The organism is Candidatus Tisiphia endosymbiont of Temnostethus pusillus, assembly GCF_964264675.1.
Lineage (GTDB): Bacteria > Pseudomonadota > Alphaproteobacteria > Rickettsiales > Rickettsiaceae > Tisiphia.
Genome location: NZ_OZ183472.1, coordinates 1,753,048 through 1,768,423 on the forward strand (window position 1 = coordinate 1,753,048; position 15,376 = coordinate 1,768,423).

Below are 15,376 nucleotides of genomic sequence, written 5' to 3' on the forward strand. Positions count from 1 at the left end.
TAACGAGTGTTTTGAGGGAGAAATTATTACAAAAGTGTTAAAATGTACACCTAGTCCGCTTACCCCTTGTTTGTTACCCCCATCATGTTAGATATTTATTATATAGTTTTTATTTTTAACGTTTTTGATATATACCTAGTAATATTGGTTCTTGGAAGATAATAATTTTATGATAAGAAAAGTAATTATATTTACTGTTATTGCTATTTCGTTGTTAGTATGTACTATATTAGTTGAGGTAAACTTTGTTGATTATACTTCTGCCAGTAATAGTCTTGTTAATGAATTAAAAATTTCTCCTCAGAATCTAAAAAAAATTAAAATAATTAAATTTCCCATACCTTATTTGATTATTGATCACATAAAAGAGGAAGGGAAGTTAGAATTAGAAAATATAGAAATTCACTTTGTCCCATGGTCATTATTAACTTTTAGACCAAGAATTAGTGCTGTAACCATATATAGTGCCACAATATATTCAGATGAACAAGATTTTGACATTATAAACCATGATAGGCTAGTTAGTTCATTCATAACCAATGGTATAATCGATATAAATTTTGATGTTGAAAATCTGACTATTCTCAATAAAAATAATCAACCTATTCTTACTTTAAAGAATTGCTCTTTATTTAAAAATAACTCTATTGCTAATAGCACTTCATTCAAAGGGGATGGAGGATATGTAGGAAAATTATCTGGGTTTTTTGAGAAAAAGGCCAACCAAATAAATTTCGATCTTACTATCTCTAATAATGATTATAATTTTCATTTGATAGAAACCTATATAGACTCTAAACTAATAAATGGTAAAGCAGAATATTTAATACAAAATTTAGCTGATATATTACATATTCTAGTGCCAGATTTAGATTCTTTATTTAGAAGATTTAATCAAAATGAAAAGATAAATATCAAATTTGATATTTTGCCTACTCCACAATTACTTAAGTTAGAAAATATAGCTATAGAGTCTAATTCACTAGTAGGTAAAGGCTCAATATATCTGAATAAAAGTGACGATGTTACTAGTACAATAAAATTATATTTTCCTAAGATAGACGCAAGATCACTGATTACCTCATCCAATAATATTAAACAATTTAGCAATTCAGTCTTTGGGTTAAGGTTTCTTTTTGATAATAAATCAATCATAACCGATATTTTAGTTGATCAAATAATATTAAATAACGATGAGGTATTAAATAATACCAAAATTTTGCTTAATTTAGACAAAGGGGTATTAGTGGTTAATGATTTCTCTAGTATGATAAAATCTGGAGGCAGTTTTCAATTTATAGGCAATGTAACACAAAATTCAGTACGAAGTATATTTGATGGTACAATTTACTTGCAACATAATGACCTTAATTCTGTGTTGAATACTTTAGGTTACAAACAAGCAGCTAGTAAAAAACCTACCGCTTTTATTTTATCTTCAGATTTAAAACTAACTTTAATAGATGTCTATTTACAAAACCTTATGTTAAAAACTGACAACACTAAAGTTACAGGTAATATTACTGCTAGATTTATTGGTTCTATGCCGCATTTTATAGCGACCATTGACTTTTCTTCGATTGATTTAAATAGAGACGATTACCCGATAATCTCACCAATGATCAAATTTGCTAAAAGTTTGTCAGAGAATATGAAAGATGAATCATACTTAGCTAAATATATTCCCATTAGGACAGCTGATTATTTAGGTAATTTTGATATTACTATAAATGATCTGCTGATAGGAAATAATTCATTTGGCAAAGCATATATCTTAGCAAATGTCTCACCAGGTAATATTGGAATTAGTAATCTTGATATAAGAGGCAATAGTGATTACATCAATCTTAGTGCTAGTTTGTTAGCAAGTAACATTAAACCACAACTAACAATTACAATAAATGATGGTTCTCTTAATGTTAACTTTTTAACCCCTAAATCTTTACTTAATCTGCGAAATAACTTATTGAATGAATTTGACGTAGAAAAAATAGAGTTAAAATTAAATTGTACATTATCAAAAATAATTCAGAATGATCTAGTATTACAAAATGTTAAACTTGCTTTAGCAAATAATAATGCTTTATTTAAGATTGATAACATTGAAGCAAATCTACTTTCTGGTAAATTAAAAGCAGAAGGTAATATTTTATTAAATCCATATACTCTGAACTTTGTTTATGCACTTAATTCTATTGATTTAGCTCAATTATCTAATGTTTTGCCAAGAGGATTACTAGACAATTACGGTGGAATGAGCATAAATGGAACACTTGATACTCATGGCAATAGTTTAAAAGAATTATTGTATGAGCTTAACACTCAATCAGAATTTGTAGTAAAAAATGCCAAGATTAGTAACTTCTCTGTTGATTCATTGATAGAAAAAATTAATAATAAAGACTATAGTCTAAAGTATTTAAAAGATGATTTAGCAAAATCTATGTATCAAGGGCAAACTGAATTGAATAATTTGCGTGGTAATCTTCAGTTAAAAAATGGAATAGTTACAATGAAAGACTTAGTATTTAATACAAAATATGCTAGCGGAGCTGCATCATTAGCTGTAAATATATATAATTTGGATATGGTATTATCTTCAATATTATCTTTCTATATAGCAGACTTAAATCCTAATCTAAATAATTCTAGTAATCAAAATACACCTATAAATCTTACAATAAAAACCTCAGGCACTATATTAGATACCATAAAAACGTCAGACGAGACTGAACTAAGAAAGGCTTTAGAGAACAGAAGGAAATCTACAAATTAAAGAAGAATAAATGTTATTATTAAGAATTTTAAAAGATTATAGACTATTCGAAATATTGGTTCTTGGGGCAATTAGTGGCATGCCACTAGCTATATTATTCACTAGCTTAGTTGCTTGGCTTAAAGATTCTAATATTGATATTGCAATTATTACCACTTTTGCCGTTGCAAGACTATCCTATTCGCTAAAAGTTTTTTGGTCTCCTTTGGTAGATTGTTTTAATATACCATTATTAAAGAAATTTGGTCATAGAAAAAGTTGGCTGATACTTTGTACTATACTAATATCTTTAGTACTATTCACTATGAGTACAATTTTACCTAATGAATCATTAACTTTACTATATTTTCTTACTATTTGCCTTGGTTTCTTGTCAGCAACATTTGATATTAGTGTTGATGCACTTAGGATAGATAAATTTGATCAGGAAACCCAAGCTATAGCAAGTGCTACGGCAGTATTAGGCTATAGACTTGGCATGCTGATTACTGGAGCTGGGGCTTTATATTTTGCTGAAGCCACAAGTGATTGGTCAGCTACATTTGTGGCTATGAGTATAATTTTTATTGTAGCAACAATTTTTATAATTATTGTCAATGAACCTACATTATTACGAGAAAATGTTGATATTTTATCTTTATTATCACTAACAAAAATAGTAATTAACCCTTTTAAGGACTTCTTTGTTAGGAAATATGCCGTTACTATTTTACTAGCAGTAATATTCTTTAAATTAGGTGATGCTATGCTTGCTGTAGTATCTATGCCATTTTATATGGAACTTGGTTATACAAAGGGACAGATAGCACTGATTACTAAATTTTATGGTGTACTAGCTACAGTTGCTGGGTCTTTTGCTGGTGGAATAGTTGTATACCGACTTGGAAATTTTAAAGGACTGATTATAACGGGAATTATACAGAGTATCACGCATTTCGCATTTATTTGGTTAAATCATCAACCAGTAAATTCTGAATCTCTGTTTATTGCCATTACTATAGAAAATTTTGCTTCTGCTATGGGTATGACTGCACTTGTTGGATATATTAGCATATTGTGTAATAAACAATATTCTGCATCGCAATATGCTTTACTCAGCAGTAGTAGTACTTTATTTAATAACACAGTCACCATTTATGGTGGTAGCCTAGTAAAAATGTTGGGTTGGGATAATTTTTTTATCTTAACAATAATTCTAGCCTTGCCAGGAGTTATAATATTGTTCTATCTTAATAAAAAGATTTCTAAAACGTAAAATTATGTTAATACGATTATTGCTATTTTTTACTTGCGTAATAACATTCAGTACAAACCTAAATCCTGTTTATGCTGCAAAAAAACTTGTGTCTTTGCCAACTCAAACAAGTCTTGTCGTAGATTACAATACTGGTAGGATACTGCACGATAAAAATTCTACTACTAGAATATACCCAGCTTCATTGACAAAATTAATGACCTTGTATTTGTTATTTGAAGCGTTAGAATCTAGCAGGTTATCAATGAATCAAAGATTATATGTTTCAAAAAATGCAGAGAAAATGTTGCCCTGCAAATTAGGACTTAAAGAAAAAGAAACTATTACTGTAAAAGAAGCTATTTTCGGGCTAATTATTAGATCAGCAAACGATGTAGCTATGGTAGTAGCTGAAAATATTAAAGGTACTGAAGAAAATTTTGCTCGTTTGATGAATATTCGTGCTAAACAGCTTGGTATGAAAGATACTTATTTTAAAAACGCTTCTGGATGGCATCATCCTTGTCAGAAAACTACGGCCCGAGATCTTGCTAAACTATCTATAGCTATTAAGCGAGATTTCCCTAAATATTATGCTTTCTTCTCTAGAAACAACTTTGTTTTTAGAGGCAATATTGTACGAGGACATAATAAAGTAAATGAAACTTATGAAGGAGTTGAAGGGTTGAAAACTGGTTATACCACTCCAGCCGGCTATAACTTGATTACTGCAGCAACTAGACAAAATAAATCTTTGGTTGCTATTGTTACTGGTGGTAAATCTGCTGAGTCTAGAAATATGCAAATGGTAAAACTATTAGATACCCATTTTGACCAACCTAGAAATAATAAGACTATGGTTGATAAATTGATAGTCAAGACAACAGTACCATCAAGAACATATGGTAAGAAAACAAAATCAACTAAAGTTGCTACAAATCTTAAAGTAAGAAACAGAAAAAAACTATAGAAATATTATGAAAAATGTTGCTGTAATTATTTCAGGTTGTGGATATTTAGATGGGGCTGAAATCTTTGAAACAGTTTTTACACTATTGGAACTTGATAAGCATAATGTAAATGTAAAAATTTTTGCTCCTAATAAAAATCAACATCATGTGATCAACCATCTAACTCAAGAAAAAATGTTAGAGGAGCGTAATATATTAGTTGAATCAGCACGCATTGCTCGTGGTAAAATTCAACCATTAAATCAAATACGTGCTGAAGACTTTGATGCTTTAATATTACCGGGTGGGTTTGGTGCTGCACTAAATTTGTCTGATATAGGACTTAAAAATGAAAATGCTACAGTACCAAAAGACTTACAGGAAATAATAGTAGGCTTCTATAATTTATCAAAACCAATTGGAGCTATATGTATTGCTCCTGCTTTACTTGCTATAGTCTTAAGAAATCATACAAAAATTAAGGTTACCCTTGGAGAATCAAATGATCTGATACATAAGCTAGGAGCAACAGGAGAAACTTGTAATGCTCAAGATATAGTCGTGGACGAAGATAATCGATTAGTTACTACTCCTGCTTTTATGTTAGATGCTCCTTTAGCACAAATACATAAAGGTATTAAGGGTTTAGTAATTAAAGTGCTGCAAATGTGTACTAATATCTGAACGATAATAGATTAAAATGTATTCGTAGAAGCACTTCAAGAATGCATTTTTCTAAAGAACTTAAATTATTCTAGCCAGTTTTGGATTAAAATTAAAAATTTTAATCCAAAACTAAGGCTAAATAAGGAAGATATAGGTCAATATGAATAGATTAATACAAGCAGATGGGGTATCTCAAACTTGTCTAACTAGAGAACAAAAAGAGGCTGTCGGATTACTTTCAATCGGTACATTTCTAGAGTATTTTGATCTGATGCTCTATATACATATGGCTGTAATTCTTAATGAGCTTTTTTTCCCGAAATATGATCCCCATGCAGCACAATTACTTTCAGCCTTTACTTTTTGTACCACATATTTATTAAGACCTATTGGGGCGTTAATTTTTGGATGGATTGGTGATACTATAGGACGTAAAGTAACTGTTATTATTACCACTTTTATGATGGCATTTTCTTGTATTATTATTGCTAGTTTGCCAGCTTATGCTGAAATAGGTATTACTGCTGCTGTGGTTGTATCAATATGTCGTATTATGCAAGGTATGAGTTCCATGGGAGAAAGGATAGGGGCAGAATTATATTTGACTGAAACTATAAAACGTCCTCAACAATATATGTCTGTAGCATTAATAAGTTTTTTTGCTGTATTAGGGGCAACCTTTGCTTTGGGCGTTGCATTTATTTCTACCTCTTACAACTTCAATTGGCGTTATGCTTTTTGGTTTGGTGCATTGGTTGCGTTAGTCGGTTCATTAGCTAGAACAACTCTACGAGAAACACCAGAATTTGCTGACGCAAAACGACGAATGAAAATGATTTTTGCAGATATTAATGAGAATTCTAGTATATTGGAAAAGAATCCTATTTGGACAGAAAAAGTTAATAAAGTAACAGCTTTATCTTTGTTTTTAATATTCTGTGCTTGGCCAGTATGTTTTTATTTAACATTTATTCATTGCGGAGAGATTCTTAGAAATAATTTTGGTTATACGGCTGAACAAGTTATCTATCAAAATTTCTTTGTTTCAATAGTAGAAATGTTAGGGAATTTATCATTGATATATTTAGGTTATTACGTGTACCCCCTAATGATTTTAAAAATTAGAATGGTAATTTTCTGGGTTCTTATTCTAGTTTGCCTATACTTATTGAGTCATGCTAGAACCCCTTTTGATATTTTTCTGTTCCAAGCATTTATTATATTGATTATACCTGGTTTAACACCAGCCCATTCAATTTTATTTACATATTTCCCTGTTTTTAAACGCTTCACATATGTTAGTTTTTTATCTGCTATATCTAGTACTATTATGTATATTATCACATCTTTTGGGTTTATTTATTTAACAAAATATTTAGGTAATTATGGATTGCTGATTATTATAATTCCAGTCATGATAGGATATAGCTTTGGCATATTTCATTTTGAAAAATTAGAGAAAGCAGCTGGAAACTATCCAAAAAAGAAAAAATGGTTTCTCTTAATGAATTAGGTGGTGTCTATTAAAAAAGATTTCATTTTTGTTGGTGTAGTATCATCAGCACACGGAGTGCAGGGTAATGTTTACGTCAAATCTTTTACTATGCCAAATACTAATATCATTAAAATGAATTTGGTGGATGAATTAGGAAAAAAAATTATCCTTAAACTCATTAGTCAAAATTCTAAAGGTGATATAATATGTAGATTTAACAAAATTAATAATAGGACATTAGCTGAAGAGTTAAAGGGATGTAAGCTTTTTTGTCATAGGCGTGATTTCCCTTCATTAAGTGAAGATGAATTTTATATTGAAGACTTAAGAGGCTTACTGGTACTAGATACCAATTTGGTGGCTATAGGAAAGATTACAAATGTTTTTAATTTTAAAGCAGGTGATATCATTGAAATCGAGTTTGTCAGCAATAAAAAAGTAGAACTATTTCCTTTTAACAAGCAATTTTTCCCAGTAGTGACGAAAGAGCATGCTATTTTAGCAAAGATTTGACTATAGCAATTAGTCCTCATTACGTCGTTCTGATCTCTTTCGGTCATTAGGGTTTAATACTGCCTTACGAAGCCGGATTGATTTAGGAGTAACTTCTACTCTTTCATCATTTTGGATATAGCTGATAGATTGTTCTAATGTCATAATGACTGGTGGGATAAGACGCATAGCTTCATCTTTGCCAGAAGCTCTGACATTTGATAATTGTTTGGCTTTCAGAGGATTTACCTCTAGGTCATTATCCCGATTATGTTCGCCTATAATCATTCCCTGGTATACTAGTTCATTAGGGTTTATAAACATTTTTCCACGCTCTTCAAGATTCCATAGAGCATAAGCAACAGATTCACCATCCCCATTAGAAATTAATACTCCATTACGTCTTCCTTCAATAATCCCTTTATATGGACCATAACTATGAAAAACACGGTTCATAACACCTGTACCTCGAGTTTCGGTTAGAAACTGACCGTGGTAACCAATAAGACCGCGTGATGGTCCTAAGAATGTGACTCTAGTTTTACCGCCACCAGATGGACGCATATCAGTCATTTCTGCTTTACGTATTGCCAAGGATTTAACAACAACTCCAACAAAATCATCATCAACATCAACTTGGATTTCTTCAATTGGTTCTAATCTTTTTCCCTGTTCATCCTCTTTGAATAATACACGTGGTCTGCTGATTGATAGTTCAAAACCTTCACGTCGCATAGTTTCAATTAATATTCCTAATTGTAACTCACCACGACCTGCAACTTGAAAAGCATCTTTTTCTTCAGTTTGACTGACATGTATTGCCACATTACTTTCGATCTCTCTCATCAATCTATCACCTAAAACTCGTGATGTAAGCTTTGATCCTTCCCGTCCAGCAAGAGGAGAATCATTTACTCCAAAGGTCATAGATAATGTTGGGGGATCTATAGGTAAGGAAGGGAGTGCTAGCATTATTTCAGGGTCACAGATAGTATCAGCTACCGTAGCGTTTTGGATTCCAGCAATAGCAATGATATCTCCTGCATATGCTACATCGACAGCTACACGTTCCAATCCTCGGAATGATAGTATTTTACTTATTCTAGCATTTTCAATTACCATATTATCGCGATTAAGTACTTTAACATTTTGGTTGATCTTAACCGTACCGCTCTGCACTAGACCGGTAAATACACGACCAAAATATGAGTTATACTCTCTAGTAGTAACAAGCATAGAAAAGGGAAGACTGCTATCAGAAACAGGAGCAGGTACATGAGATACTATCAAATCAAAAAGAGGAGAAAGGTCTTTTTGCTCATCTTCTAGATGACGCGATGCCCAACCGCTACGTCCCGAAGCGTAGATAATTGGGAAGTCTAGTTGTTCATTAGTTGCTTCTAATGCCATAAATAATTCAAATACTTCATCAACTACTTCACTTACTCTTCTATCAGGACGGTCGATTTTATTGATAACAACAATTGGTTTCAAACCAAGTTTTAGAGCTTTTGACAACACAAATTTTGTCTGAGGCATTGTACCTTCAGAAGAATCAACTAGTAATACAACTCCATCTACCATAGTAAGAATGCGTTCTACCTCACCACCAAAATCAGCGTGACCAGGAGTATCAACTATATTGATACGGATATTTTTCCACATAAGGGAGGTACATTTAGCTAAAATAGTTATACCACGTTCGCGTTCAAGGTCATTTGAATCCATAGCACGTTCTGCTACCGCTTGGTTTTCTCGGAAAGTCCCACTTTGTTTAAGCATATTATCAACTAGAGTAGTTTTACCATGATCAACGTGGGCGATAATGGCAATATTGCGAATAGCAAACATCAAAAACCTTTAATATATTTTTAGATGTGCATTATAGAGCAAAATATATCAAATTGGAATAGAGTTCTTGTGTTATAGTGAATTCAGTTGAATTAGCAACAACGTTGCTCCTCGCTTGCTAGAATTCTTGGATCGAATTCATAATTTAGAAACGCTAGGAGCTAAATCACTGGAAAAAGCTAAAAAGATAGTAGAAGAAACTGTAATACATTTTTTAACTTTAGCTATGTATTTCAAAATACCAACAGTAACAAAACGAATTATTACATTATGTTGTCAACATTTATCTATATCTCTACATAAGGCTTTTGTGGATAATTCCCAGTCTCTTTCTCCAACTTTTCAAAATGAAATATCCCAAATGCAAAACCTATGTAGACTGGAAGCAATATAATCATTATCCCCCAATGATGCCAATACTCAGTTAAGTAAGCAATCAAAAAAGAGCTAACTAAAAACATTAAGGCACGAGATATGGCAAAGGTAAGACTAGCACATCTAAACCGTTTAAAGACAGGGAAATGTTTATAATAAATTGGCTGTCCTAAGCTGGGACCATTAGGTACAAATAACATAACGAATAATTGCATTAAAAATACATCAAATGAGCTATTAATATTATTTAATAAATAAGGGCAAGCTAAAACAAATACACCAAATATTAATAACAAAGTTCTTACAATTTTTAACGGATATATTTTATAACTTAAATATGCTAATACCAAAGTACTTAGGAAGGAACATATTGAAATAATAAAATTTTGATGAATGACCTGTTCAGCACTATAACCACAAGAAGTTTTTAAAATATTTCCGCAATAAATATAAGCAAAATAAAAACATACGGGACACATACATTCTATTAAGAATAAGGCTATTACTGTTACTTTATTAGCTTTTTCCTGCCATATCGGGTTGTTTTCCAGTTTTTTGAGAACTATAGCGGCAACATTTGAAGTCTGCTGAAGAGTTTTTTTTAGTTGACGTTTGGTATTAGCAAATTCCGGCGTTTCTCTAAGACTCTTTCTAGCTACTGTACCAACCAGTGCTACACTCGCTCCCATCCAAAATGCTATACGCCAATTAAATCCATAGGAGGTCACTAACGATGCTATGCCTAAAGCAGCGACTCCTCCTAAAGTAGCAAAAACCGAAACTGACGAAACAGCTGGATATTGGGCTGGTGGATTTATAGATTCAGTTAAATAAAGTACTGCTCCTACTGTCTCTCCCATAGAGGACATTCCTTGTAGTATACGGCATATGGTGAGCAACCAAGGAGCTGTAATACCTATTTGGGCATAGGTAGGTAGATTAGCTATTATAAGACATGATAAAGCCATTATAAAAGTCGTGATGATAACGGTATTCTTACGCCCTACATTATCACCTATCCAACCAACAATTAATGCACCAACCGGTCGAAAAACAAAGCCAGAACAGAAAGCTGTAGCAGAGTAAATTGCTGTAGTATATGGATCATACTTTGGGAAAAATAGCTCATTAAGAAATACTGCCATATGAACATATAACATCAGGTCAAAATACTCTAGGAATGTCCCGGCTGAAAGCAATCCGATGGCTTCTTTTTGTTTCCTTGTTAAACCTTTTTGTTCTTTATAGTTCCCTATCATTCATTCACCTTATAATTTTAATAGTACTATAAATAGTGATGATTTGGTTAATTAATAGCAAGAAAAAATGATATAGTAGGCTAAAATAATTAAACTATTAGTGTAACAATATACTAGTACTTAATACAACCTAAAAGGTCGAGTGGAGATTTCTTTGACATAATTCAACTGAATTCACTATAAGTACATATTTGAAGTATTTTAGTATTTTAAATTATAGACTCTATATTTGCTATCTTACAGCTATTAGCCAAATTATTATCTAGAGTAGCAATGCTTGCTTCAAGGCGTAGGGATAATTCAAGGTAAGAAGCATCGTAAGACGTTAGACCATATTTAGCTGCAATCCTTGCTATTATATGTAGAGATTCAGGGCTAGAACAAAATTTATCAATATTAATTGGAAGGGTATTTAAGAGGTGTAAATACTCTTCATAATTACTTTTAATAATACGCTGTTTTTTTAAGGATGATATAAGCACGTTGTTACATTCTAAAAAAAAGACAGCAGGGGCAAATATATTATATACTTTGTTAGAAATCTGATGGTAAATGTTATCGACCTTAAGCTGCTGTTCATCCGGTAAAATCGATGACATGATGAATGAACAATCTACTACTAAATTCATTTTCTACCAAGATTTTTCATTTTAATAACATCATCTGTAGAGCCAAGAGGACTACGTTTTTTAAGTTCAGCAAGTTTTTTAAATAGATCATCAAATCGTTGGGAATAATATTTAGCTACAGGTATAACAAAAGCTACCTCTTTTCCTCTGTTTGTTATGCATAATTCTTCACCTGCTTCTACTTCTTTTATTAGCTCCGTTAAGTGAGTTTTTGTTTTAAACATACCAACTATTCTCATGAATCCTCTTTAATAAACTAGTTAATTTAACTAGTTTATTATATTTTAATAAGCAATGCAATATGCTAATCACAGTGATTAATCTATTTCATTTTACTTAAATAATCTTAATAATTTGTTGCAAAAATTCTAAAATTAATTTATTAAGTTCTGAGTTTTTGGGTTCAAGAAGAATAAAAAATAAATATTAAGAGAACAACAGATGTCAAAATTAAAACAGGCAAGATTAAGCTTACCCCCTTTAGATTTTAGCACACCAAAAGATAAACAGATACTGAATACTCCAAATTCTGATCAACTAAAAGTTAAACAGCAAAAGGATTTTTTGGAAAAAGAAACTCAATCTGATAAGATGTTATTATGTTTTGATTGGGATAAAACAATAGTAAAAGGCTCGCTAGACAATGCTCTTAATGCTACTCTCAATTATCAGGATTGTGTAGATCGATTTCTAGCAGATGAAACAAAAAATTGGAAAAATAAAGAGCTATTAGTAGAATTGTTCCAAAAAGCATTAACTATAGGATGTCATATAGCTATTGTATCTTTTGGCTCATATCCTGATTGGATCAAATACGCTCTTGAGCAACTTTTAGGATCGACTCTATCGAAAGAAATTTATGTAGTGTCGCATCCTCGTAGAAATGACTATGAAGGCAAACAGGAGCATATAGAGGAAGCCAAGAGGCATTTTGGTGTTTCTGAGAATAAGAAGGTTGTTTTAATAGACGATGACCCAAATAATGTAGATATCGCAAAGAAAAATGGTATGAATGGGATATATGTTCCCAAAGAGGGTATTGAGTATTTAAATGAGGCTTTTGAGATAGTTACAACACAAGAACAAAAAGAAAATCAAATACAGACTAGCTTTGATCAGCCAACAGAGCCAACAGAGAGTGTATTAGAAGAACTGTTGGGTGAAGAAGCTTCCCTAATAAACTTTTATTACCTATTATAGGGATTATATAATTTTGCTTTGAAGAAAAGACAATAGCAAAACTTCTAGGACTCCTAGTATAATTTTCATCAAAACTAAGGATTATTTCTCCCATTTTTCTTAAAGCTTTGTTATAATCATTCTAGTTACAAACCTTTTTTATAGATGGTATACTGCTCGTAGGATTATCTGAATATACCACTAGAATCTTGGATAAATGACGATGCAATTTCTAGTTTTCTATTCTAGAGTATATAGTATACTTTTGATGAGTTTTTTATCATTCTATTCAATTTTTAGGTTCATAACAACCTATTTTGACTATCCACGTTATAATACCTCCTCACGAAAGCAGGAACGTCCATATATGACATCCTAGGCTATTAAACCGATGTCTTACATCAAACTGAGGTTACCACTTAAACTTGTACATATTGGTTAATTTATGAAGTCATATACTTTTAAAGAGCATTTTTTAGAGCTAAAGGCTAGGTTCTTACGAGTATTTGCTGCATTCATTATTGGTTTTATTATTTGTTATTGTTTCAGTAACGATATATATAACATTTTATTAGAGCCACTTGCAGAATTAGATCATGCTGATATAAGGAAAGTGATCTATACTGGTCTTACTGAAGCATTCTTTACTTATATAAAACTTGCAGCTTTTGTTTCTTTTGTCATGATTATGCCAATTATCGCTATAGAATGTTTTTTATTTATAAGACCTGGGTTATATTCAGGTGAGAAGAAATATGCTGCTTTTATTCTTTTTATGTCGCCTGTTTTGTTTTGGTGTGGGAGCATCTTTGTATTTTATTTTGTTATGCCGCGTGCATGGCAATTTTTTCTAAGCTTTGAAGATAATAATGCTATTATTCCACTAATTCTAGAAGCTAGAATTAGTGAATATTTAAACTTAGTAATTCAGTTAATTATTGCGTTTGGTATAGCTTTCCAATTACCAATTATTATGTTAATATTAAATTTATTAAAAATATTAACAGCAAAAGACTTAGTGGACAAAAGAAGATCGTCTATAGTAATTATTTTTATTATTGCTGGTATTTTAACTCCACCGGATGTACTTAGCCAATTTGCCCTTGCAATACCAATGCTTTTATTATATGAAACTTCAATTATTATGTGTAAATTTGTAGAAAATCGAGGAAGTTAAATGTTAGATATAAAGTGGATTAGGGAGAATAAGCAGGAATTTGATGATCTACTTATCAAAAGGGGAATTCCCCCAATGTCCGATAAAATTACTAAACTAGATGAAAGCAAACGCCAGCTAACTAATCTTATTCAGCAATTTCAGCATGCAAGAAGGAAGAAATCTAGGGATCTAGGCAACATGCCTAACAAATTTAGTAAAGAATTTGAAGAAATAAAGCGTGATGTGGATCACATAAATGAGAAACTGGAAGAACTGAATTTAAAATTAAATAGTAATCACCAGTTAAACGATATGTTGGAGGTATTGCCAAACCTTCCTGATCCCGACGTACCATATGGCACTGATGGCAGTATGAATAAACTGCTTAAAACAGTAGGAGACATTACAACAAAACTATCTCTTCCTTTACCTAAGCAGCATTTTGAACTTGGTGAAAGTTTAGGGATGATGGATTTTGTACGTACTGCTAAAATGTCCGGTAGTAGGTTTGTGACTCTAAAGGGAGATTTAGCAAAGTTAGAACGTGCATTGATTAATTTTATGATTGATACACATACTCAAGAATTTGATTTTACTGAACTATCTCCTCCATCTTTGGTGCGACCAGCTGCTATGTATAATAGTGGTCAATTGCCAAAATTTGCAGAAGAGTCGTTTGAAACGGTGAATAATTACAGGTTAATTCCAACAGGTGAAGTACCTCTTGTTAATATGGTGGCCGATACCATAATAGCTAGGGAAGAATTGCCTATACGTTATGTTGCTTACACACCCTGTTACAGATCAGAATCTGGAAGTAGTGGTAGAGATACTAGAGGTATGATACGTATGCACCAGTTTGGTAAAGTTGAGTTGGTTACAATAACTACTGCAGAAGAATCTCAGCGTGAACATGAATATATAACTAATGCAGCTGAAACCATTCTAAAAAAACTTGATCTACCATATAGAGTTATGTTGCTTTGTACTGGAGATATGGGATTTACTGCCAAAAAGACCTATGATTTGGAAGTATGGTTGCCTGGTCAAAATCTATACCGTGAGATTTCAAGTTGTTCTAATTGTGGAGATTTTCAGGCTAGAAGGATGAAAGCTAGATATAAAGAATTTGGTAGCAACGAAACCACTCTTGCCCATACTTTGAATGGTTCTGGTTTACCAATTGGTAGGACAATAATCGCAATTCTAGAAAATTACCAAAATGCAGATGGTTCAATAACAGTTCCAGATGTTTTGGTGAGTTACATGGGTGGGTTGGAGCGAATTCATACCACTAAAGAGTCTAAATAA

Annotated in this window: 12 protein-coding genes and 1 pseudogene; 9 read left to right on the top strand and 4 right to left on the bottom strand. The window is 31.9% G+C overall.

What is annotated here, in order from left to right; genetic code table 11:
* Positions 1 to 169: 169 nt before the first annotated feature.
* The 6 genes from ACFEL2_RS08055 to rimM all read left to right on the top strand — a co-directional run bounded on the left by ACFEL2_RS08055 (position 170) and on the right by rimM (position 7,634).
* Positions 170 to 2,776: an AsmA-like C-terminal region-containing protein gene (locus ACFEL2_RS08055; RefSeq protein WP_375331950.1), complete on the top strand. Its 2,607-nt coding sequence runs from the start codon at positions 170 to 172 to the stop codon at positions 2,774 to 2,776.
* Positions 2,777 to 2,786: 10 nt separating this feature from the next.
* Positions 2,787 to 4,031 carry an AmpG family muropeptide MFS transporter gene (locus tag ACFEL2_RS08060; RefSeq protein WP_375331951.1) on the top strand — a complete coding sequence of 415 codons (1,245 nt, stop codon included), beginning with the start codon at positions 2,787 to 2,789 and terminating at the stop codon, positions 4,029 to 4,031.
* 4 nt (positions 4,032 to 4,035) lie between these two features.
* Positions 4,036 to 4,980 (top strand): D-alanyl-D-alanine carboxypeptidase family protein, encoded by a 945-nt coding sequence (locus tag ACFEL2_RS08065; RefSeq protein WP_375331952.1) that lies wholly within the window; start codon positions 4,036 to 4,038, stop codon positions 4,978 to 4,980.
* 7 nt (positions 4,981 to 4,987) lie between these two features.
* Positions 4,988 to 5,644, top strand: a complete 657-nt coding sequence (elbB, locus tag ACFEL2_RS08070; RefSeq protein ID WP_341751556.1) for an isoprenoid biosynthesis glyoxalase ElbB — start codon at positions 4,988 to 4,990, stop codon at positions 5,642 to 5,644.
* Positions 5,645 to 5,786: 142 nt separating this feature from the next.
* On the top strand, positions 5,787 to 7,139 hold the full coding sequence (locus ACFEL2_RS08075) for an MFS transporter (RefSeq protein ID WP_375331953.1): 1,353 nt from the start codon (positions 5,787 to 5,789) through the stop codon (positions 7,137 to 7,139).
* A gap of 3 nt (positions 7,140 to 7,142) precedes the next feature.
* Complete coding sequence (rimM, locus tag ACFEL2_RS08080; protein WP_341751554.1) at positions 7,143 to 7,634, top strand: ribosome maturation factor RimM; 492 nt, start codon at positions 7,143 to 7,145, stop codon at positions 7,632 to 7,634.
* A gap of 9 nt (positions 7,635 to 7,643) precedes the next feature.
* Here the strand turns inward: rimM and typA are convergent, their stop codons facing one another.
* The 4 genes from typA to ACFEL2_RS08100 all read right to left on the bottom strand — a co-directional run bounded on the left by typA (position 7,644) and on the right by ACFEL2_RS08100 (position 11,966).
* Positions 7,644 to 9,464, bottom strand: a complete 1,821-nt coding sequence (gene typA, locus ACFEL2_RS08085) for a translational GTPase TypA (RefSeq protein WP_341751553.1) — start codon at positions 9,462 to 9,464, stop codon at positions 7,644 to 7,646.
* A 287-nt stretch (positions 9,465 to 9,751) separates the two neighbouring features.
* Positions 9,752 to 11,098: an MFS transporter gene (locus tag ACFEL2_RS08090; protein ID WP_375331954.1), complete on the bottom strand. Its 1,347-nt coding sequence runs from the start codon at positions 11,096 to 11,098 to the stop codon at positions 9,752 to 9,754.
* Positions 11,099 to 11,307: 209 nt separating this feature from the next.
* Positions 11,308 to 11,727, bottom strand: a complete 420-nt coding sequence (locus tag ACFEL2_RS08095; RefSeq protein WP_341751551.1) for a type II toxin-antitoxin system VapC family toxin — start codon at positions 11,725 to 11,727, stop codon at positions 11,308 to 11,310.
* Positions 11,724 to 11,966 (bottom strand): type II toxin-antitoxin system Phd/YefM family antitoxin, encoded by a 243-nt coding sequence (locus tag ACFEL2_RS08100; protein ID WP_342259672.1) that lies wholly within the window; start codon positions 11,964 to 11,966, stop codon positions 11,724 to 11,726. Before ACFEL2_RS08100 ends, ACFEL2_RS08095 begins: the two co-directional genes overlap by 4 nt.
* 202 nt (positions 11,967 to 12,168) lie before the next feature.
* Between ACFEL2_RS08100 and ACFEL2_RS08105 the strand changes: the two genes are divergently transcribed.
* The 3 genes and pseudogenes from ACFEL2_RS08105 (at position 12,169) to serS (ending at position 15,376) form a co-directional block, all read left to right on the top strand.
* A complete protein-coding gene (locus tag ACFEL2_RS08105; RefSeq protein ID WP_375331955.1) occupies positions 12,169 to 12,927 on the top strand; it encodes an HAD family hydrolase in 759 nt (252 codons plus the stop codon).
* 424 nt (positions 12,928 to 13,351) lie between these two features.
* A pseudogene (tatC, locus tag ACFEL2_RS08110) lies at positions 13,352 to 14,106 on the top strand (twin-arginine translocase subunit TatC).
* A complete protein-coding gene (gene serS, locus ACFEL2_RS08115; RefSeq protein ID WP_341751549.1) occupies positions 14,084 to 15,376 on the top strand; it encodes a serine--tRNA ligase in 1,293 nt (430 codons plus the stop codon). The pseudogene tatC and the gene serS overlap by 23 nt, the downstream one beginning before the upstream one ends.

What these genes read in the sequence shown, in the direction of transcription:
- ACFEL2_RS08055 (WP_375331950.1), top strand. Translation starts at nt 170, where the DNA reads ATGATAAGAAAAGTAATTATATTTACTGTTATTGCTATTTCGTTGTTA.
- ACFEL2_RS08060 (WP_375331951.1), top strand. Translation starts at nt 2,787, where the DNA reads ATGTTATTATTAAGAATTTTAAAAGATTATAGACTATTCGAAATATTG.
- ACFEL2_RS08065 (WP_375331952.1), top strand. Translation starts at nt 4,036, where the DNA reads ATGTTAATACGATTATTGCTATTTTTTACTTGCGTAATAACATTCAGT.
- elbB (WP_341751556.1), top strand. Translation starts at nt 4,988, where the DNA reads ATGAAAAATGTTGCTGTAATTATTTCAGGTTGTGGATATTTAGATGGG.
- ACFEL2_RS08075 (WP_375331953.1), top strand. Translation starts at nt 5,787, where the DNA reads ATGAATAGATTAATACAAGCAGATGGGGTATCTCAAACTTGTCTAACT.
- typA (WP_341751553.1), bottom strand. Translation starts at nt 9,464, where the DNA reads ATGTTTGCTATTCGCAATATTGCCATTATCGCCCACGTTGATCATGGT.
- ACFEL2_RS08090 (WP_375331954.1), bottom strand. Translation starts at nt 11,098, where the DNA reads ATGATAGGGAACTATAAAGAACAAAAAGGTTTAACAAGGAAACAAAAA.
- ACFEL2_RS08095 (WP_341751551.1), bottom strand. Translation starts at nt 11,727, where the DNA reads ATGAATTTAGTAGTAGATTGTTCATTCATCATGTCATCGATTTTACCG.
- ACFEL2_RS08100 (WP_342259672.1), bottom strand. Translation starts at nt 11,966, where the DNA reads ATGAGAATAGTTGGTATGTTTAAAACAAAAACTCACTTAACGGAGCTA.
- ACFEL2_RS08105 (WP_375331955.1), top strand. Translation starts at nt 12,169, where the DNA reads ATGTCAAAATTAAAACAGGCAAGATTAAGCTTACCCCCTTTAGATTTT.
- serS (WP_341751549.1), top strand. Translation starts at nt 14,084, where the DNA reads ATGTTAGATATAAAGTGGATTAGGGAGAATAAGCAGGAATTTGATGAT.